Source organism: Roseomonas sp. TF40, assembly GCF_057219975.1.
The window spans coordinates 110955-129973 of record NZ_JBXVVR010000010.1; the positions used below are offsets into that span (position 1 = coordinate 110955).

Below are 19019 nucleotides of genomic sequence, written 5' to 3' on the forward strand. Positions count from 1 at the left end.
TGGAAGACGGCACGTGAAGGCCATCCGGGGGTACCGATCTCCACCATATTCCCGTTCACAGAACCTGTGCGCGTTCGGGGCCCCTGACGCCAGTGGCACGCTGCGCTCTGATGAACGCGGTTCCTGCTCTACAGCCCCAGATAGGCCGCCCGCACCGCCGGGTCGTGCAGCAGCGCCTGGCCACTGCCGGACTGCGCGACATGCCCGACCTCCAGCACATAGCCGCGATCGGCGATGGCCAGCGCGGCGGAGGCGTTCTGCTCGACCAGCAGCACCGTTACACCCTCCGCCTTCAGCGCCACCACGGCATCGAGGATCTGGCGCACCAGCAGGGGCGCGAGACCCATCGAGGGCTCATCGAGCAGCAGCAGGCGCGGACGCGACATCAGCGCGCGGCCGATCGCCAGCATCTGCTGCTGGCCGCCCGACAGCCCCGCCGCCGGCAAGGCGCGCTTCTGCTTGAGAATGTCGAACATGTCGAAGACGCGATCGAGGCCGAGTTCCACTTCCGCCCGGCCGCGGCGATAGGCGCCGAGGCGGAGGTTGTCCTCAACGCTGAGCGGGCCGAAGACCTGCCGCCCCTCGGGCGATTGCGCGATGCCCTCGGCCACGCGCGCCTGCGGCGACCAGGCGGTGATGTCCTTGCCGTGATAGGTGATGCGCCCGCCACTCACCGGCTGCACGCCGGAGATGCAGCGCAGCAGCGTGGTCTTGCCCGCGCCATTGGCGCCGACGATGGCGGTGATCTCGCCCGTCTCGACGCGCAGCGACACGCCCTTCAGCGCCTGGATACGGCCATAGGCGCTGGTGATGGCGTGCAACTCAAGCATCGGCGCTTTCCGTGCCGAGATAGGCGGCGATGACCTCGGCGTTGTTGCGCACCTGCTCGGGCGTGCCCTCGGCGAGCATGCGGCCCTGGTTCAGCACCACGACATGGCGGCTGATGCGCATGACCAGCTTCATGTCGTGCTCGATCAGCACCACGGCGATGCCGCGCGCGGCAATGTCGGCAATGAGGTGATCGATCTCCGCCGTCTCGGCCTCGTTGCAGCCGGCGGCGGGTTCATCCAGCAGCAGCACGCGCGGTTCGGTGGCGAGCGCGCGCGCGATCTCGAGCCGCTTCAGCGCGCCATAGGGCAGGCTCGCCGCCGGTGTCTCGGCATGCTCGGCGAGACCCACCTCGGCGAGCAGCGCCAGGGCGCGGTCGCGCGTCGCCCGGTTGGCGCGCCGCGAGGAAGGCAGGCGGAAGAGATCGGCGAGCAGGGAGGAAGATTCCGCGAGGTGCCGGCCCGCCATCACATTCTCGAGCGCGGTCAGGCGGAAGAAGATCTGTAGGTTCTGGAAGGAGCGCGACAGGCCCGCGGCCGCGAGAAGATGCGGCGGGGTGTGCGTCACATCCTGGCCGTTCAGCGTGATGCGGCCTGTATCGGCGCGGTAGAGGCCGGAGACGATGTTGAACAGCGTGGTCTTGCCCGCGCCATTCGGCCCGATGATGGCGAGCACCTCGCCCGCGCGGGCGGAAAAACCCACGCCGTCCAGCGCGCGCAGCCCGCCGAAGCCGATGCCGATATTCTCGGCGACGAGGATGGGCGCTGTCATGCCGCCCGCTTCCGCCACATAGCGTTCATCCCATGCGTCTCCGGCGCAATGCGGCAAGTCCTGGGACGATGCCGACCCGCAGGAAGATCATGAACAGCATGATGAGCAGGCCGAGGACGGCATGTTCGTAGTCGTGGAACACCGTCAGCGCCTGGGGCAGCAGCACGAGCAGCGCCGCGCCCACCACCGCGCCCGCCACGCTCGACAGGCCGCCGATCACGACCATGGTCACGAATTCGACCGAGGCGAGGAAGCCCGCCGCGTCGGGGGTGACGAAGCCGTTCATCAGGCCGAGCAAACCCCCTGCCACGGCGCCATAGACCGCGGCGATGACGAAGGCGCGCAGCTTGTGGCGCGCGACATCGACACCCACGGTGCGCGCCGCGACCTCGCTGTCATGCAGCGCGGCAAGCGCGCGCCCACTCGGGCTGTCCTGCAGATTCAGCGCGATCCACACGCCGATCAGCAGCGCGCCGCCGCTGATCCAGTACCAGGTCTCGCCGCCGCGCAGCGGCCAGCCGAGGAGCGTCGCGCGCGGAATGCGGATGCCGTCGGGCCCGCCGGTGATCGCGGTCTCGTTCACCAGCACCATCGTCACCAGAATGCCGAAGCCCAGCGTGGCGACGGCGAGGTAATGCCCCTTCAGCCGCAGGATCGGCCGGCCCACGACATAGGCGATGAGGCCCGCCAGCACCGCGCCGAGCGGCAGGCCCGCCAGCACGGGCAGGTCGAGGTATTTCGGCGTGAGGGCCACGCTATAGGCGCCGATCCCCACGAAGCCCGCATGGCCGAGGCTGACCTGCCCCGCCTGGCCCATCAGCACCTGCAACCCGACCGCACCCAGCGCGGTGATCCAGACCAGGGCGGCGACGCGGAAGTAGAATCCGGACGGGAAGAACCAGGGGATCGTCGCGATGACCGCAGCGAGGATCAGCAGGGTGGCGTAGCGAGAACTCATCAAACGCGCTCGACACTGCGGCGGCCGAACAGGCCGGCGGGGCGCGTGAAGAGCACGGCGAGGATGACGATGAAGGCCACTGCATCCTTGTAGGCGGAGGAGATCGTGCCGGCGGCGAAACTCTCCAGCAGGCCGAGCACCAACCCCCCCACCACCGCGCCGAGCGGGCTGCCCATGCCGCCCAGCATGGCGGCAGCGAAGCCCTTCAGCGCCAGCAGCGTGCCGACATCGAAGGAGGTGAGCGTGATCGGCGTGATGAGGATGCCGCCCAGCGCGCCGATCGCCGCACTCAGCCCGAAGGACAGCGCCAGCACGAAGGAGGTGTCGATGCCCACCAGCTTCGCGGCAAGCCGGTTGGCCGAGGTCGCCAGCACCGCCTTGCCGAGCAGCGTGCGCTCGAGGAACCAGAAAAGTGCCACGAAGACCGCGAGCGCGCCGCCGATGACGAAGAAGCTCTGCGGCAGGATGGCCGCGCCGGCGAGCAGGATCGGATCGCTCCCCGCGAAGGCCGGCAATTGGTGGAAGCGCTTGTCGAAGACGATCTGCGCGATGCCGCGCAGCAGGATCGACGCGCCGATGGTGATGATGATGAGCGTGACGGCCGAGGCCCCGCGCGCGGGCTCGATGGCGAAGCGATGCAGCGTGAGCCCGACCAGCACCGCGACCAGGATGGCGAGGAGGGCGGCGAGCGGCAGCGGCAGCCCTGCCGCGGATGCGAAGACCGTGACCATGCCGCCGAGCATGACGAATTCGCCCTGCGCGAAATTCACCACGTCGGAGGCGTTGTAGATCAGCGTGAAGCCCAGCGCGACCAGCGCATAGACCGCGCCGACCGTCAGGCCGGAGACGAGGAATTGCAGCAACTCCGCCGTCATTGTCCCCGCCTCCGCGTGGTGGACCTCAGTTGCCCACCAGCGCCCAATTGCCGCCGCGGATCTCGACCATGCGGAAGGCCGAGAGGTCGAGGCCCATATGGTCGGTGGCGCTCATGTTCACGATGCCGCCCGTGCCGACGAAGCCGCGCGTCTGCCGGATCGCGTCGCGCAGGCGCACGCCATCGGTGCTGTTGGCGCGGCGCATCGCCTCGACCAGGATCATCAGCCCATCATAGGCATGGCCGCCGAAGGTCGACACGGGCTGGTTGAACTCGCGCTCGAAGATGGTCTTGTAGTTCATCACCACCTCGCGCTGCGGGTCGTTCGCCGGCAGTTGCTCGGCCACCAGCAGCGCGCCGGCGGGCAGGCGCACGCCCTCGGCCGCGGCCGGGGTGGCGAGGTTGATGAATTCGCGGCTGGCCACGCCATGCGACTGGTAGAGCGGCAGGCGGATGCCGAGCTGGCTGTAGTTGCGCGTGACGATGGCCGGGCCCTGGCCGAAGCCCGGATTCACCACCGCCTCAACGCCTGCCACGCCGCGGATGCGGGTGAGCTGCGGCGTCATGTCGGAATCGCGCGGGCCGTAGCTTTCCTCGGCCAGGATGGTGATGCCGGCCGCGCCCGCGACGCGCTGGCACTGCGTGCGCATCGACTGGCCGAAGCCATCCGTGCCCGAGATCATGGCGATGCGCGAAAGGCCCCGCGCGCGGATATCGGCGAAGATCTTCTCGCAGGCCATGCGGTCTGTGTGCGGGGTCTTGAAGGTGAAGGGCGAGACGGGGTCGATGATCTCGATGCCGCCGGCGAGCGAGATGAAGGGTATGCGAGCTTCTTCGAAGACCGGGCGCATGGCGAGCGTGGTGCCGGTTGTTGTGCCGCCGACCATGGCGACGACGCGGTCATCCTCCACCAGGCGCGTGGCGAAGGTGCGCGCGCGGTTGGCGTCGCCGGCATCGTCATAGACGATGAGCTGCAAGGGCCGGCCATTCACGCCGCCGGCCGCGTTGATGCGGTTGACGTAGAGCCGCAGCGTCTTGTCCTCGGGATCGCCGAGGAAGCTGGCGGGGCCGGTGACGGAGAGCACCGCGCCGATGCGGATGGGCGCGGGCTGTGCCAGCAGCGGCGTGGCGATGAGCGTGGCGCCGGCGGCCAGCAGACCGCGGCGCAGCAGGGTTCCCAGTGACATGTTCTTGCTCTCCCTTGGACGTGGTTGTTGTTCAGGCGGGGCGACGGACCATCGCAATCGTGAAACGGTTCGCCACGAAGGCCGCATCGGTGAGGCAGGAGGTGCCGGCCGGATTGGCGCCGGAGACATGGTAGTCGCTGAACGCCGCCGACTGGTTCACGAAAACGCCCCCGGTGAGATTTTCGCTCAGCGCCACGCCGGCGGCGCCGAAGGCGGCCTCGGCGCGGGCGAGGAAGGCCTCATCCGTGCTGTGTACCAGCGCGGTGATGGCGCCGCGCGCGGTGACGGAGCTTGCCGCGAAGGTCAGCGCCGTCGCCGCATCGGGGCAGCGGATGAGGAAGGCGATGGGACCGAAGCGTTCCTCGCCCCAAGCCTCGCAGGCATCGGCCTCGACCTCGACCAGCAGGGGGGTGGCGGTGCGCGCGCCCTCCTGCCCCGGGATGGGGGCACTGTCGCGCAGCACGCGGCCCAGACCCCGCGCGGCGGCGATGCGTGCGAGGGTGGCTGGGTTCTGGATGGCGCCGCAGACGCCGGCGGCGCGCGCCGGGTCCGACAGCAGCGCGTCGAGGGCGGCGACGATACCCGCGCCGACTTCCGCGAAGCTCTTGTGCCCTTCATTGGTGTCGATGCCGCCGGCACTGACAAAGATGTTCTGCGGCGCGGTGCACATCTGTCCGCTGTAGAGGGCGAGCGAGAAGGCAAGGTTGCGGCAGAGTCCGGCGAAATCAGCCGTGCTCTCCAGCACCACCGGGTTCACGCCGGCTTCTTCCGTATGCAGCGGCTTGCGCCCACCGACATGGCTGCGCAGCCAGGCGCCGAAGGCGGGGCCGCCGGTGAAGTCGACGATGCCGATGGCCGGATGCGTAGCGAGCTCGGCGGCGATCGGTGCCTCGGGCGTATCGGGGGCAAGCTGGACGAGATCGGCGTCGAAGCCCGCTTCGGCGAGTACGGCGCGGGCGGTGCGCACGGTCAGCGCCAGGGGCAGGATGGCGGCAGGGTGCGGCTTCACGATCACCGCATTGCCGGTGACGAGGCTGGCGAAGAGGCCGGGATAGCCGTTCCAGGTGGGGAAGGTGGCGCAGCCGATGACGAGGCCGATGCCGCGCGGCACGGCGCGGAATATTTTCCGAATCTGCAGGGTCTCGCGCCCGGCGGGCTTGGCCCAATCGGCGTTGGAGGGCACCGCGGCCAGGGCGGACATGGCATAGGCCACGGCCTCCAGCCCCCGGTCCTGCGCATGCGGCCCGCCGGCCTGGAAGGCCATGACGAAAGCTTGGCCGGTGGTGTGCATCACCGCATTGGCCATCAGGAAGCTGTCGCGGTTGAGCCGGTGCAGGATCTCGAGCGCCACACCCGCGCGGGTGGCCGGCGCGGCGGCGACCCAGGCGGGGGCGGCGATCTGCGCGCGCAGGACCAGCGTGGCGGTGGAGAGCGATGGGTAGGTGATTCCCAAGGCGGGGCCGAAGGGCGAGCGTTCGTCACCGATCTGCGTATCGCCCGGCGAGAAAGGCTTGCCGAGCAGCGCGGCGAAGGCGGTCTCTGCATCGGCCTTCGCGGACTCGCCATAGATCTTGCCGGAGGGTGCCTCGGGATAGGCGGAGAAATGCGCCCGTTCGCGCGTGGCGGCGATGGCCTGGTCGAGCAACGCCTGATGCTTCGCCGCGAACGCCACCATCCTGCCGACCTCCCAAGTTGACTTTGTGATTAGCGCCAGAATAGATTAACCGCGCGGCCGGTCAATAGTGGTGAGATTGTAAGAAATATTACCTAGATTGGTCCGGAAGTCAACAAGAAAGACGGGAGGCCCCATGTCCGACCAGGCACCGCCGCTGCTGGTGGCGCAACACGCCGGCGTTCGCACGCTGACGCTGAACCGCCCGCATCGCCTCAACGCCTTCGACGCGGGCCTGCATGCGGCGCTGCGCGCGGCGCTGGAGGAAGCAGCGGCGGACCCCGCCTGCCGCGTCGTGCTGCTCGCCGGCGCGGGGCGCGGCTTCTGCGCCGGGCAGGATCTTGCGGAGCCGGGGCTGGTGGGGCCGGAAGTCGATCTCGGCGCGGTGATCGAGCAGGGGTGGAATCGCCTCGTCACGGCGTTGCGGGCGCTGCCCAAGCCGGTGGTCTGCGCCGTGCAGGGCAGCGCGGCGGGGGCAGGAGCTTCCATCGCGCTCGCCTGCGACATCACCCTCGCCGCCGAGGATGCGAAATTCAGCCAGGCCTTCATCCGCATCGGCCTGATCCCGGATTCGGGGGCCACCTGGCTGCTGCCGCGCCTGATCGGCCCGGCGAGGGCGCGCGCCCTGGCGATGCTGGGCGACCCCATCACCGGCGCCGAGGCCGCGGCGATGGGCATGATCCACCGCGCCGTGCCGGCCGCCGAGTTGATGGCGCAGGCCGAGGCGCTGTGCGATCGCCTGGCACGCCTGCCGGCCGGCGCACTGGCCGCGACCAAGCGCGTGCTCGACGCCGCCGAGCAGAACGGCTTCGCGCAGCAACTGGCGCTGGAGGCCGCCGAGCAGCAGAGGCTGGGCCGCGCGCCCGACTATGCCGAAGGCGTGGCCGCCTTCCAGCAGAAGCGGCCCGCGCGCTTCGAAGGCGCGCCGGAATGAACGCGCAGCAAATGGCCGAGGCCTGCGCCGCCGCGATGTGGGCCGAGGACCGTGCCTCGGCCGGGCTCGGCATGGCGATCGCGCGCATCGCGCCGGGCGAGGCGGACCTCACCATGGAGGTCGCACTGACGATGGTGAACGGGCATGGCATCTGTCATGGCGGCTTCATCTTCGCGCTCGCGGATTCCGCCTTCGCCTTCGCCTGCAACTCCTTCAACCGCCGTGCCGTCGCGCAGAGCAACACCATCACCTATCTGCGTCCCGCGCGCCGCGGCGATGTGCTGCGCGCCTGCGCCGTGCAGGCGGCAAGCGCCGGGCGCAGCGGCATCACCGACGTGGTGGTGACCGACCAGGAGGGGCGGCAGATCGCGCTCTTCCGCGGCCTCTCGCGCACCATCGAAGGCCATCTCGTGGAGGTGCCCGCAGCATGACACGCCCGCCCGACCCGGCGCTGCTCGACCCCGCCGAGCGGCTCTCACGCGACGAATTGCGCGCGCTGCAACTGCAGCGCCTGCAGGTCACGCTGCACCTGGCTTATGAGAAGGTGCCGCACTACCGCGCCGCCTTCGATGCGGCCGGGGTTTCGCCTGCGGATCTGCGCAGCCTCGCGGACCTGCACCGCTTCCCCTTCACCACCAAGGCGGATCTGCGCGCCAACTACCCCTTCGGCATGTTCGCCGTGCCGAAGCACGAACTCGCGCGTGTGCACGCCTCTTCCGGCACCACGGGCAAGCCCACCGTGGTCGGCTACACGCGCGCCGACATCGCGATGTGGGCCGAGGTCGTCGCGCGCTCCATCCGTGCCGCCGGCGGGCGGCCGGGTATGATGGTGCACATCGCCTATGGCTACGGCCTGTTCACCGGCGGCCTCGGCGCGCATTACGGGGCGGAGGCGCTGGGCTGCCCGGTGGTGCCGATGTCGGGCGGGGCGACCGAGCGCCAGGTGCAACTCATCGAGGATTTCGCGCCCGAGATCATCATGGTGACGCCGAGCTACATGCTGGCCCTGCTCGACGAGTTCCGCCGCCAGGGCAAGGATCCGCGCCGGACCTCGCTGCGCATCGGCATCTTCGGCGCCGAGCCCTGGACCGAGGCGATGCGCGCGCAGATCGAGGAAGCCTTCGCCATCCACGCCGTCGACATCTACGGCCTGTCGGAGGTGATCGGCCCCGGCGTCGCCAATGAATGCGTCGAGACCAAGGACGGCCCGCATATCTGGGAGGACCATTTCTACCCCGAGATCGTCGATCCCGAGACCGGCGCGCCCCTGCCGGATGGCGAGCCCGGCGAGCTCGTCTTCACCTCGCTCACCAAGCAGGCCATGCCGATCATCCGCTACCGCACGCGGGATCTGACACGGCTTCTGCCCGGCACGGCCCGCCCCGCCTTCCGGCGCATGCAAAAGGTGACGGGGCGCAGCGACGACATGATCATCCTGCGCGGCGTCAACGTCTTCCCCAGCCAGGTGGAGGAGCAGATCCTGCGCGTGGCGAACCTCGCGCCGCACTATCAGCTGATCCTGACGCGCGAGGGGCCGCTCGATGCCATGACCATCGCGGTGGAGTGCGAGCCCGGCACGAGCGAGGACGAACGGGCCGCCGCCGCGCGGGAACTCGCGCAGCATGTCAAGGCGATGATCGGCGTCAGCGCGCGCATCGACATCCGCGGTCCCGGCGCGGTGGAGCGCAGCCTCGGCAAGGCGAAGCGTGTGGTGGATCGGCGCCGCTGATGGCCCGCCCACGTGCCGCCGACCATGAGGACAAGCGCCAGGCGATCCTCGATCGCGCGGCGGAGCTCTTCGCCCGCCACGGCTATGACCGTGCGAGCCTCGCGATGATCGCCAAGGCCTGCGGCGTCTCCAAGGCGCTGCTCTACCACTACTACGACGACAAGGCGGAACTGCTCTTTGACGTGCTGGCGCAGCATCTCCAGGCGCTGATCGAGGCGGTGCGCGGGGCGGCGATGCTGAAGGGCACGCCGCGCTTCCGGCTCGAGGCCGTGGCCCATGCGCTGCTCGCCTGCTATCGCGATGCGGATGCCGTGCACCGCGTGCAACTCACCTGCCTGTCCCTGCTCGCCCCCGAGCGGCAGGAGGCGCTGAAATCCCTGGAGCGCGCGATGGTGGCGGAGGTGGCGGCGCTGATCGCCGATCTCGACCCGCGCTCGGCCGAGGACAAGCGCCTGCTCAAGCCGCTGACGATGAGCTTCTTCGCCATGCTGAACTGGCATCATCTCTGGCACCGCGAGGGAGCCGCGCTTTCGCGCGACGATTATGCGCGCATGGTCGCCGCGCTGATCGCCGAAGGCATGGATGGCGCGGCGGCGGCGCTGGGGTGATCCGCCCTACAGCACGAGATCGCCCGCCGCGAATCCCTCCGCCCGCAGGCCCCAGAGCAGCACGCCATCGCCACCGCCGAGATCAAGGCGCAGCCCCTCCGCCACCACGCTGATCCGCGCCAGCGCCTGCGCGGCGCTCAGCGCGAAGCCGATGAGGATCAGGTGGTCCTCGCCGCTGCGGAAATCCTCGATGCGGTCGAAGCCGTCGCCGCGGCGGAGCACGAAATTGTCGGCCCCGCTGCCGCCGAGCAGCGTGTCCGCCCCGCCGCCTCCCTCCAGCAGGTCGCCCCCGCCCGCACCCTCGAGGCGGTTGGCCTGCGCATTGCCCAGCATCTGGTTGCCCTGGGCATTGCCGATGCCATGCCGCCCGGCCGCGCCCAGCACCAGCCGCTCCACCCCGCTGGCGAGGGTGATGGCGAGCGCGGTCTCGACCAGCACGGTGTCGAGCCCCTCCTGCGGCTGTTCGACGACGACATCGGCCGCGGCATCGACGACATAGGTGTCGTCCCCCGTGCCGCCGATGAGCGTGTCCGCGCCGGTCCCGCCCTCCAGCCGGTCATCGCCGGCCAGGCCCGCAAGCCAGTCATTGCCCGCGCCGCCTCGCAGCAGATTGCCGGCCTGGTTGCCGGAGAGGCGATCCGCGCCGCTGCCGCCGGTTGCGTTCTCGATCAGGGAGGCGGTGTTGCCTTCGAAGAGCAGCGCGTTGAAGACATTGCCCCGCGCCAGGGTGCCGTCGCGCGTGTCGAGCACCGCGAGCTGCCCGCGCGCCGTGATGGAATGGCCGCCCGGGGCGAGGTCCACCACCACACCGCCGGCATAGTCCGAGAAATCATAGGTGTCGTTGCCCCCGCCATCCCAGACGGTGAGGAAGACGCGCGCTGCTGCCCCGCCGCCCGGCGCGCCCTGGCCAACACCGTTGATGAAGGTCTCGCCGGTGGTCGCACTCCAGCGCCAGACCGTGTCGCCCGCCTGCAGGCCGTAATCGGCCCCGTAGAGGGCCTGCAAGGCGGCGATGTCCAGCATCATCCAGCCCTGCGGGTAGTCGAAGGCCCCGTTGGTGTAGCCGCTATTGAGTACCGCCCCCGTCTTGCTGCGGTAGCTCATCACGGTGAACTCCAGGCTGTCCCAGGCCAGCGGCACGGGGCCGAAGCCATTCGCGCTTTCATGCGGGTGCTTCAGGCCAAGCGCGTGACCGACCTCGTGTACTGCAACCAGGAAGGCGTAGTTGCCCAGTATCGGTGTGTCGAAACCATGCCTCTGGCCGAACCAGACATCGCCACCCTCGCGTCCATTGGGATAGTAGGCCCAGGCGGTGGAAGGGACCGACGAGCGCGCGATACGGATATCCGCGAGATGGTCCTGGCTGGCCTCCTGCAGCACAAGGTGGGTGAAGCCGGTCAGGTGCGGCCCAGGACCACCCGGCCCGCCACCCGGGTCGCCAAGCAGGATGTCGCGGATCGCCCCGCGCATGGCGGTGCTGACGGGGGCGAAGCCGCGCTGCGTCTCGCCATTGCCGTAGCCCCACTCATAGTCGGTGGCGCTGTCGGTAAAGGCGAAGGTCACGGGGTCGGAGTCGCTCCAGGCGAAGCCGCTCTGCAGGCCATCGACCTCCGCGACGCCCGTTCGGGCGAGGTGGAAGCGCGGCGCCGTGGGCTGGGGGCTGTCGGCCACCCAGCGCGCAGGGCTTGTCTCCGCGCGGTCTCCTGGCCCGGTCTGGGCCAAGCAGAGCCAGCACATGACAAGAAATCCGGAGAGCCGATTTTCGGTCCGCCACGGCATCCGGGGCTGCGTCTTGCCGCGGGGATGCCGTCCGGACCAGCCCTCCGCATGTTGCGGGGCCTGGCGCGCGTCCATGTGAGGGGCGCTGCGGAACCGGTTCTGCCGCAGTGTGGTGAAGATGGGGTGAATCGGCGGCGACTCGGGTGGTGGATGTTGCGGGGCGCGCGCAACCGGGCTAAGCGCCGGTTCGGCTGTTGGGGCGTCGCCAAGCGGTAAGGCAGCGGTTTTTGGTACCGCCATTCCCAGGTTCGAATCCTGGCGCCCCAGCCACCCACCCGGTTCGCCTTGCGTCGGGTTGAGGCTCATGAGCCAGGAGCACGCAGGCCTAGCATCTGCAGGTCTGGTATCTCTGGCGGCCCCATGGCCGGTGTCTGTGCGGCCGCCTGTGGCCGATTTCGCACGACGACGAGGCCTGGATGGGGGTCGTGGCGTAGAGGCAGCACCTGAGTGTGCCATTTCCGCCACAAATGGTGTCCTTTGCATTGCTGCACTGCCGCGCCACTTTGCGGGGGCAGCGCAGTCGGTCTAGGTTAGCGACGATAAATGTCAGACACGGGGCTGCGCGTCCTGTGTCGTTCGGATGGAGAGCTGACGTGAAGAATTTCCGAGGCGCCCTTCTGGCGACTGCGATGCTGGCGGCCCCGATGGTGGCCCAAGCGCAGCCCGTGAGCGGTTTCTACGTCGGTGCCGGGGCCGGCGCGAATTGGCTGATGGAGACGGATATCGAGCTGAGCAATCAGTTCCGTAGCACCTTCCCGGGTCGCAGCGGCTCGATGGACTTCAGCACCGGCTTTGTCGGCGTTGTTAGCGTCGGCTACGGTTACGGCAACGGCTTCCGTGCCGAAATCGAAGGCTCCTATCGTTTGAATGAAGTGGATAGCGCGAGCGGCTTCACGGGTTCGCTGAACCGTCCGCTGCGCTCTCAGGGCGACATGAACCAGTACGGCGTCATGCTGAATGCCCTGTACGACTTTGATATGGGGCCGTCCTCCTTCTTCCACCCCTATGTCGGTATCGGTATCGGCGTGCAGGGTGTGAACCTGTATGACTCGCGCGTCTCGGGCGCCGGCAGCACCAACACGCTGTTCATCAGCGATGTCGAGTGGGCCTTCGCGGCTCAGGCCATCGTCGGTGCCTCCTTCCCCATCGCGTCGGTGCCGGGCCTCTCGGTCACGGCCGAGTACCGCTTCATGGGTACGCAGGAAGTTTCCCTGCCGGCTACGACCACCACCCCGGGGACGACGCGCGGCAACGCTGACCTGGAAGCCTACAACCACAGCCTGCTCGTCGGTCTGCGCTACGCCTTCGGTGTGACGCCCCCGCCGCCGCCGGTTGTTCCGGCCGCCGCCCCGGCGCCGGCCCGTACCTTCCTGGTGTTCTTCGATTTTGACCGCGCCGACCTGACTGATCGCGCCCGCCAGATCATCGCCGAGGCGGCGACGAACTCGCAGCGTGCCGGCACGACCCGCATCGAAGTCTCCGGCCACGCCGACACCGTCGGCACGCCGCAGTACAACCAGGCGCTGTCGGTCCGCCGTGCCAACGCGGTCGCCGCCGAGCTCGAGCGCCGCGGCGTGCCGCGCAGCGCCATGACCATCCAGGGCTTCGGCTTCACCCGTCCGCTGGTGCCGACCGGCCCGCAGGTGCGTGAGCCGCAGAACCGCCGCGTTGAGATCGTCCTGCGCTGATCACTCAGCCAGCACGGGTTCGGGAAAGGGCGCCGCAAGGCGCCCTTTTTCGTTGCCACGCGCTGGATTGACGGGGTGCCGCGGGCATGGCCCGATCTGCCCAGCAAGGGGGGGTAGGGCAGCCCATGGCGGTCATCGCCAGCACGGCCGATCCGAGATCGGAGAGTTTCCGCGCCAATGCGGCGCATATGGCGGCGCTGGTCGCGGCCCTGCGCACCAAGGTCGAGCGCATCCGCGAGGGCGGCGGCGCGGTGGCCCGTCAGCGCCATCTCGACCGCGGCAAGCTGCTCCCGCGCGAGCGGATTCGCCTGCTGCTCGACCCGGCCTCGCCCTTCCTGGAGTTCTCCCAGCTCGCCGCCCAGGGCATGTACGGGGAGGAGATCCCGGCCGCCGGCCTGATCACCGGCATCGGCCGTGTCGCCGGGCGCGAATGCGTGATCGTGGCCAATGACGCCACGGTGAAGGGCGGCACCTATTACCCGATCACGGTGAAGAAGCATCTGCGCGCGCAGGAGATCGCCGAGGCGAATCGCCTGCCCTGCCTCTATCTGGTGGATAGCGGCGGCGCGAACCTGCCCAACCAGGACGAGGTCTTCCCCGACCGCGATCATTTCGGCCGCATCTTCTACAACCAGGCGCGCCTGTCGGCGGCCGGCATCCCGCAGATCGCGCTGGTCATGGGCAGCTGCACCGCCGGCGGCGCCTATGTGCCGGCCATGGCCGATGAGGCGATCATCGTGCGCAACCAGGGCACCATCTTCCTCGGCGGCCCGCCCCTGGTGAAGGCCGCGACGGGCGAGGTGGTCACGGCCGAGGAACTCGGCGGGGCCGAGCTGCACAGCCGCACCTCCGGCGTCACCGATCACATGGCGGAGAGCGATTCGCACGCGCTTGGCCTCGCGCGGCGGATCGTCGCCGGGCTGAACCGGGCGAAGCCGGCGGGGCATGACGCGCCCCTGCCGCCGCGCCCGCCGCTCTACCCGCCCGAGAGCATCGGCGGCGTCATCCCCGCCGATCTGCGCGAGCCCTATGACGTGCGCGAGGTGATCGCGCGCCTCGTGGACGGCAGCGAGTTCGACGAATTCAAGCCGCTCTACGGCCCCACGCTGGTCACCGGCTTCGCGCATCTGCACGGCTACCGGATCGGAATCGTGGCGAATAACGGCGTGCTGTTCGGCGAGAGCGCGCGCAAGGGCGCGCATTTCATCGAGCTGTGTGACCAGCGCGGCATCCCGCTGGTCTTCCTGCAGAACATCACGGGCTTCATGGTCGGCCGGAAGTACGAGGCGGGTGGGATCGCGCGCGACGGGGCGAAGATGGTCACCGCGGTGGCGACGGCGCGGGTGCCGAAATTCACCATCATCATCGGCGGCAGCTTCGGCGCCGGCAATTATGGCATGTGCGGCCGCGCCTACGGCCCGCGCTTCCTGTTCACGTGGCCGAATGCGCGCATCGGCGTGATGGGCGGCCCCCAGGCGGCGAGCGTGCTCGCCACGGTGCGCCGCGACGGCATCGAATCGCGCGGCGGCAGCTGGAGTGCCGAGGAGGAAGCCTCCTTCAAGGCGCCGATCGAGGCGCAGTACGAGACCCAGGGCAACCCGACCTACGCCAGCGCGCGCATCTGGGATGATGGCGTGATCGCGCCCGAGGAGACGCGCCTGGTGCTGGCCCTCGCGCTTTCCGCCGCGCGCAACAATCCGGTGGCCGGCTGGGATGCCGGGGAGGCACGCTTCGGCGTGTTCCGGATGTGACGGTGTTCGGTTCCGTCCTCATCGCCAATCGCGGCGAGATCGCGGCCCGCATCATCCGCACGGCGCGACGCATGGGGTTGCGCACGATCGCCGTCTTCTCCGATGCCGATGCCACCGCGCCACATGTGGCGATGGCCGATGAGGCGCTGCGCATCGGCCCCGCCCCGGCGCGGGAGAGCTACCTCTCCATCCCGGCGATCCTCGAAGCCGCGCGTCTGGCCGGCGCGGAATCGGTGCATCCGGGCTATGGCTTCCTCGCCGAGAATGCCGACTTCGCCGAGGCCTGCGCTGCGGCGGGCCTCATCTTCATCGGCCCGCCCGCGGCGGCGATTCGCGCCATGGGCAGCAAGGCCGAGTCAAAGGCGCTGATGGCCGCGGCCGGCGTGCCGCTCGTGCCCGGCTATCACGGCGCCGACCAATCGGATGCCACCCTCATCGCCGAGGCACGCCGCATCGGCTTCCCGCTGCTGGTCAAGGCGAGTGCGGGCGGCGGCGGCAAGGGCATGAAGGTGGCGGAGAACGAGGCCGCGCTGGAGGAGGCCCTCACCCTCGCGCGCGGCGAGGCCCAGGCCGCCTTCGGCGATTCGCGCCTGCTGCTCGAACGCTACCTGCAGCGGCCGCGCCATATCGAGATCCAGGTCTTCGCCGACCGGCACGGCAACACGCTCTCGCTGTTCGAGCGCGACTGCTCCATCCAGCGCCGCCACCAGAAGGTGGTGGAGGAAGCCCCCGCGCCGGGCATGACGCCCGAGCGACGCGCCGCCATGGGCGAAGCGGCCTGCGCCGCCGCCCGTGCCGTCGGCTATGTCGGCGCCGGCACAGTCGAGTTCATCGCAACAGACGAAAACTTCGCCTTCATGGAGATGAACACCCGCCTGCAGGTCGAGCACCCGGTCACCGAGGCGATCACCGGGCTCGACCTGGTCGAATGGCAGTTCCGCGTGGCGATGGGCGAGGCCCTGCCCGCCGCACCCGCGGCACCCTGCGGCCATGCCATCGAGGTGCGGCTTTATGCGGAGGATCCGGCGCGCGACTTCGCGCCCGCCACCGGCACGCTGACCCATCTGGTGCTGCCGGAGGGGGAGGGGATCCGCGTCGATGCCGGGGTGCGCGCGGGCGATGCGGTCTCCATCCATTACGACCCGATGATCGCCAAGATCATCGCCCAGGGGGCGGATCGCGCGACCGCGCTGCGCCGGCTGGCCCGCGCGCTCGACGCCACGGAACTCGCCGGGCTGCGGAGCAACCTGCCGCTGTTGCGCGCCATCGCGGTCCACCCGGCCTTCGCCGCGGCCGAACTCGATACCGGCTTCATCGCGCGCCATGCCGAAGCCCTGCTCGCGCCCCCGCCGCCGGCGACGCGTGCCGCGCTGGCGGCCGCCCTGCTGCGGCTGCTGCGCGATGAGCCGGTGGTGGACCCTGCCGACCCCTACTCCCCCTGGGGCGAGGCCAGCGCCTGGCGCCTCAACGGCTCGGGCTGGCAGGATTTCTGGCTGATCGACGGCGAGGCCTCGCTGACGCTGCGCGCGCATCTCGGCGCGACGATCCTGCTCGATCTGCCCGGCGGCGCCGCCGCCATCGCCGATGCCGCCTGGGCGGACGACACGCTGCGCTTCATCCTCGATGGCCGTGCCGAGCGCGCCACGGTGCGGCGCGCAGGCGAGATGCTCACCGTGATCCATCGCGGCGTCACGCAGGAACTGCGCTGGCAGGATCCGCGCGCGCCGGCGGGGGATGAGCGGGCGGGCAGCGGGCGCATCCTCGCCCCCATGCCGGGGCGGATCCTCAGCGTGCTGGTGGCGCCGGGCGAGGCCGTGGCGCGCGGCGCGGTGCTGCTGGTGATGGAGGCGATGAAGGTGCAGATGCGCCTGACCGCGCCCGCCGAGGGCAGCATCGCCGCCATTCTCTGCGCCCCCGGCGATCTGGTGGAGGATGGGGCGGAACTGGTGCGCCTGGCCGATCCGGCTTGACGAACCCCCCTCCCATCCGCATTGCTTAGACAACGAAGCAATCGCGGGAGATGCGCTGCATGGCGCCGTTCAAGGGTATCGGCCTGCCGAGCGAAAGCACGCTGCCCACCGTGCTGACGGGCCAGTATTTCGAGGCGCTTGAGAATTTCACCCGCGTCTTTCGCCCGCGCCCGGACGACACGATGCTCTTCCTCGCGGACCGCAACCTCGACCCGCAGGTGATCGCCGCCATCTCGGGCCTCGCGCGGGCCAATGGCGTACGGCCGGTGGTCTACATGGCCGACACCACCCAGGTGCTGGAAGTGCCGGAGACGGTGAAGCCGCTGCTGGAGAGCGCGAGCTTCGTCGTCTCCACCTGGTTCTGCTCGATCATCGATCCCTTCTGCATCGCGCTGCGCAAGAAGGGGCAGCGCTGGGTGAAGATCACCTATTTCCGCAGCCTCGAGGCGCTGAAGACGCCGCAGGCGCGCTTCCCGATCGACATCGTGGGCGAGATCATCCGTGGCACGGCGGCCCGCTATCCGAAGGGCGTGCCCTTCGACCTGACCTTCACCGATCCGCGCGGCACCGATTTGCGCATCGGCTTCACGCCCGAGATGCGCGAGTTCCAGCTCAGGTCGAACCGCTGGCGCGGCAAGATGACGCCCGACGAGAATGGCGCCTATGTGCATTACCTGCCGACGCACGGCCCGAACCTCTACGACCGCACCAGCGTGGACAATGACGAGGAGCTGGTCGTGCCGGTGAACGGCATCGTCTATCCGGAATGGGCCGTGGGCTTCGAGCGCCCCTTCGAGGAGCGGATCGGCGTCGAGTTCAAGGATGACCGCATCGTCGCCGTGCATGGCGACACCAAGCTGGCCGGGATCTTCCGCGACATGCTCGTCGGCGGGCGCCTGATCGAATTGGGTTGCGGCTTCAATCCCAAGGCACCCCGGAAGAACATCTACCCGGCCGGGTCGAACAGCCCCGGCGCGCTGCATTACGGTATCGATCTGATCAAGCCCTGCGACTACATCCGCCGGGTGATGCCGGAATGGGAGGAGCCGCCGGTGCACATGGACCTCGTCTCCTTCGACAGCACGGTGACGGCCGGCGACACGCCGCTGATCACCGAGGGCTTCCTCGAATCCCTGCGTGACCCGGCGGTGGTGGAGATGGCGTCGCGCTACGGCGATCCGGTGGACCTGCTCGAAGCCTGGCCGGACTGAAGAATTTTCCTGGGAGGAAACGACAAATGACGATCCGGATCGGCCGCCGCGCCGCGCTTGCCTTGCCGCTGGCGGGCCTTGCCGCACCGGCCCTCGCCCAGCCGCGCAATGTGCGCTTCGTCGTGCCCTATCCGCCCGGCGGCAGCACGGATACGACCGGGCGCGTCATCGCCCCCCGGGCGGCGGAGATCCTCGGCCAGAACTGGGTGATCGAGAACCGGTCGGGGGCCAATGGCGTGGTGGGGGCCGAGGCCGTGGCCCGCAGCGCGGCGGATGGCAACACGCTGCTCTATTCGAACGAGGTGCTGACCGTGCTGCGCTTCGTGCAGCGCGCCATGCCGATCGACGTGCAGGCGGACCTGACGCCGATCGCGCGCACCGTCTCCATCCCCTATGTGATGATCGGCGCGCCGAACCTCGCCCCGCGCGACATCGCGAGCCTGATCGCGGCGCTGCGCGCCACGCCGCAGAATTTCTCCTTCGCCGGCTCCTCGCTCGGCTCGGTGGGGCAGCTGGCGACGGCGGCGCTGAACCAGCGTCTCGGCATCGACGCCACCTTCGTCTCCTATCGCGGCACGGGGCCGGCGATGAACGACCTGGTCTCCGGCTCGGTCTCGCTCTTCATCGCACCGGTCGGCGTCTCCATCCCGCTGATCCGCGACGGACGCGCGCGCGCCTATGCGACCACCACGGCGACGCGCCTCGCGGCGCTGCCCGATGTGCCGACCCTGGTCGAGGCCGGCTTCCCGGACATGGTCTATGAGGGCTGGTGCGGGCTGTGGGGCCCGCGCGGCCTGCCGGCGGAGATGGTCGCGCGCCTCAACGCCGCGGTGAACGACGCGGCGGCCGACCCGGCGAATGGCCCGCGCATGGCCGCCCTCGGCCTGACGGTGCTGCGCGAAAGCCCGGCCGAGTTCGAGCGCATCATCGCCGCCGAGATCACCCGCAACCAGGCGCTGGTCGCCGCCGCCCGGATCCAGCCCGAATGATGCAACGGCCGCCTTCGGCGGCTCGTTGGGCTTTTTGTGCCCTCAAGCGCCGGGCGCGCGCATCCGCGCG

Annotated in this window: 16 protein-coding genes and 1 tRNA gene; 10 read left to right on the forward strand and 7 right to left on the reverse strand. The window is 69.7% G+C overall.

Annotated features, from left to right (window positions below; translation table 11 throughout):
- Window positions 1-128 precede the first annotated feature (128 nt).
- Genes AC2D9U_RS22365 through paaN form a run of 6 tightly spaced genes read right to left on the reverse strand, consistent with a single transcriptional unit; the run spans window position 129 to window position 6293 of the window.
- Window positions 129-830: an ABC transporter ATP-binding protein gene (locus AC2D9U_RS22365; RefSeq protein WP_484753369.1), complete on the reverse strand. Its 702-nt coding sequence runs from the start codon at window positions 828-830 to the stop codon at window positions 129-131.
- Window positions 823-1599: an ABC transporter ATP-binding protein gene (locus tag AC2D9U_RS22370; RefSeq protein WP_484753371.1), complete on the reverse strand. Its 777-nt coding sequence runs from the start codon at window positions 1597-1599 to the stop codon at window positions 823-825. Before AC2D9U_RS22370 ends, AC2D9U_RS22365 begins: the two co-directional genes overlap by 8 nt.
- 25 nt (window positions 1600-1624) lie before the next feature.
- Complete coding sequence (locus tag AC2D9U_RS22375) at window positions 1625-2557, reverse strand: branched-chain amino acid ABC transporter permease (protein ID WP_484753373.1); 933 nt, start codon at window positions 2555-2557, stop codon at window positions 1625-1627.
- Entirely contained in the window at window positions 2557-3432 is an 876-nt protein-coding gene (locus AC2D9U_RS22380; protein WP_484753375.1) for a branched-chain amino acid ABC transporter permease, read from the reverse strand. The genes AC2D9U_RS22375 and AC2D9U_RS22380 overlap by 1 nt, the downstream gene beginning before the upstream one ends.
- A 25-nt stretch (window positions 3433-3457) precedes the next feature.
- Entirely contained in the window at window positions 3458-4618 is a 1161-nt protein-coding gene (locus AC2D9U_RS22385; RefSeq protein ID WP_484753377.1) for an ABC transporter substrate-binding protein, read from the reverse strand.
- A 31-nt stretch (window positions 4619-4649) separates the two neighbouring features.
- Window positions 4650-6293, reverse strand: a complete 1644-nt coding sequence (paaN, locus tag AC2D9U_RS22390) for a phenylacetic acid degradation protein PaaN (protein WP_484753379.1) — start codon at window positions 6291-6293, stop codon at window positions 4650-4652.
- 133 nt (window positions 6294-6426) lie between these two features.
- Here paaN and AC2D9U_RS22395 point away from each other — a divergent pair, with 133 nt between their 5' ends.
- From AC2D9U_RS22395 to AC2D9U_RS22410, 4 genes are read left to right on the forward strand one after another with little or no spacing between them, the layout of a single operon-like run.
- On the forward strand, window positions 6427-7224 hold the full coding sequence (locus AC2D9U_RS22395; protein WP_484753381.1) for an enoyl-CoA hydratase-related protein: 798 nt from the start codon (window positions 6427-6429) through the stop codon (window positions 7222-7224).
- Entirely contained in the window at window positions 7221-7655 is a 435-nt protein-coding gene (paaI, locus tag AC2D9U_RS22400; RefSeq protein ID WP_484753383.1) for a hydroxyphenylacetyl-CoA thioesterase PaaI, read from the forward strand. Before AC2D9U_RS22395 ends, paaI begins: the two co-directional genes overlap by 4 nt.
- Complete coding sequence (paaK, locus tag AC2D9U_RS22405) at window positions 7652-8953, forward strand: phenylacetate--CoA ligase PaaK (protein WP_484753385.1); 1302 nt, start codon at window positions 7652-7654, stop codon at window positions 8951-8953. The genes paaI and paaK overlap by 4 nt, the downstream gene beginning before the upstream one ends.
- Complete coding sequence (locus tag AC2D9U_RS22410; protein ID WP_484753387.1) at window positions 8953-9561, forward strand: TetR/AcrR family transcriptional regulator; 609 nt, start codon at window positions 8953-8955, stop codon at window positions 9559-9561. Before paaK ends, AC2D9U_RS22410 begins: the two co-directional genes overlap by 1 nt.
- A 6-nt stretch (window positions 9562-9567) precedes the next feature.
- On the opposite strand, the gene AC2D9U_RS22415 is transcribed toward AC2D9U_RS22410, so the two are convergent.
- A complete protein-coding gene (locus AC2D9U_RS22415; RefSeq protein ID WP_484753389.1) occupies window positions 9568-11232 on the reverse strand; it encodes a M10 family metallopeptidase in 1665 nt (554 codons plus the stop codon).
- 303 nt (window positions 11233-11535) lie between these two features.
- On the opposite strand from AC2D9U_RS22415, the gene AC2D9U_RS22420 reads away from it, so the two are divergent.
- The 6 genes from AC2D9U_RS22420 to AC2D9U_RS22445 all read left to right on the forward strand — a co-directional run bounded on the left by AC2D9U_RS22420 (window position 11536) and on the right by AC2D9U_RS22445 (window position 18949).
- A tRNA-Gln gene (locus tag AC2D9U_RS22420) sits at window positions 11536-11610 on the forward strand.
- A gap of 323 nt (window positions 11611-11933) precedes the next feature.
- Complete coding sequence (locus AC2D9U_RS22425) at window positions 11934-13028, forward strand: OmpA family protein (RefSeq protein WP_484753391.1); 1095 nt, start codon at window positions 11934-11936, stop codon at window positions 13026-13028.
- A gap of 125 nt (window positions 13029-13153) precedes the next feature.
- Complete coding sequence (locus AC2D9U_RS22430) at window positions 13154-14779, forward strand: carboxyl transferase domain-containing protein (protein ID WP_484753393.1); 1626 nt, start codon at window positions 13154-13156, stop codon at window positions 14777-14779.
- A gap of 2 nt (window positions 14780-14781) precedes the next feature.
- The gene (locus AC2D9U_RS22435) at window positions 14782-16749 is read left to right on the forward strand and encodes an acetyl/propionyl/methylcrotonyl-CoA carboxylase subunit alpha (RefSeq protein ID WP_484753395.1); all 1968 of its coding nucleotides are present in this window, start codon (window positions 14782-14784) and stop codon (window positions 16747-16749) included.
- A 59-nt stretch (window positions 16750-16808) separates the two neighbouring features.
- The gene (locus tag AC2D9U_RS22440) at window positions 16809-17960 is read left to right on the forward strand and encodes a hypothetical protein (RefSeq protein ID WP_484753397.1); all 1152 of its coding nucleotides are present in this window, start codon (window positions 16809-16811) and stop codon (window positions 17958-17960) included.
- A 26-nt stretch (window positions 17961-17986) separates the two neighbouring features.
- Entirely contained in the window at window positions 17987-18949 is a 963-nt protein-coding gene (locus AC2D9U_RS22445; protein WP_484753399.1) for a Bug family tripartite tricarboxylate transporter substrate binding protein, read from the forward strand.
- Window positions 18950-19019: the final 70 nt, after the last annotated feature.

Excerpts from the sequence above, each read along its gene's own strand:
- paaN (WP_484753379.1), bottom strand. The coding sequence starts at position 6,293 with ATGGTGGCGTTCGCGGCGAAGCATCAGGCGTTGCTCGACCAGGCCATC.
- AC2D9U_RS22385 (WP_484753377.1), bottom strand. The coding sequence starts at position 4,618 with ATGTCACTGGGAACCCTGCTGCGCCGCGGTCTGCTGGCCGCCGGCGCC.
- paaI (WP_484753383.1), top strand. The coding sequence starts at position 7,221 with ATGAACGCGCAGCAAATGGCCGAGGCCTGCGCCGCCGCGATGTGGGCC.
- AC2D9U_RS22430 (WP_484753393.1), top strand. The coding sequence starts at position 13,154 with ATGGCGGTCATCGCCAGCACGGCCGATCCGAGATCGGAGAGTTTCCGC.
- AC2D9U_RS22440 (WP_484753397.1), top strand. The coding sequence starts at position 16,809 with ATGGCGCCGTTCAAGGGTATCGGCCTGCCGAGCGAAAGCACGCTGCCC.
- AC2D9U_RS22380 (WP_484753375.1), bottom strand. The coding sequence starts at position 3,432 with ATGACGGCGGAGTTGCTGCAATTCCTCGTCTCCGGCCTGACGGTCGGC.
- paaK (WP_484753385.1), top strand. The coding sequence starts at position 7,652 with ATGACACGCCCGCCCGACCCGGCGCTGCTCGACCCCGCCGAGCGGCTC.
- AC2D9U_RS22445 (WP_484753399.1), top strand. The coding sequence starts at position 17,987 with ATGACGATCCGGATCGGCCGCCGCGCCGCGCTTGCCTTGCCGCTGGCG.
- AC2D9U_RS22365 (WP_484753369.1), bottom strand. The coding sequence starts at position 830 with ATGCTTGAGTTGCACGCCATCACCAGCGCCTATGGCCGTATCCAGGCG.
- AC2D9U_RS22395 (WP_484753381.1), top strand. The coding sequence starts at position 6,427 with ATGTCCGACCAGGCACCGCCGCTGCTGGTGGCGCAACACGCCGGCGTT.
- AC2D9U_RS22375 (WP_484753373.1), bottom strand. The coding sequence starts at position 2,557 with ATGAGTTCTCGCTACGCCACCCTGCTGATCCTCGCTGCGGTCATCGCG.
- AC2D9U_RS22370 (WP_484753371.1), bottom strand. The coding sequence starts at position 1,599 with ATGACAGCGCCCATCCTCGTCGCCGAGAATATCGGCATCGGCTTCGGC.
- AC2D9U_RS22410 (WP_484753387.1), top strand. The coding sequence starts at position 8,953 with ATGGCCCGCCCACGTGCCGCCGACCATGAGGACAAGCGCCAGGCGATC.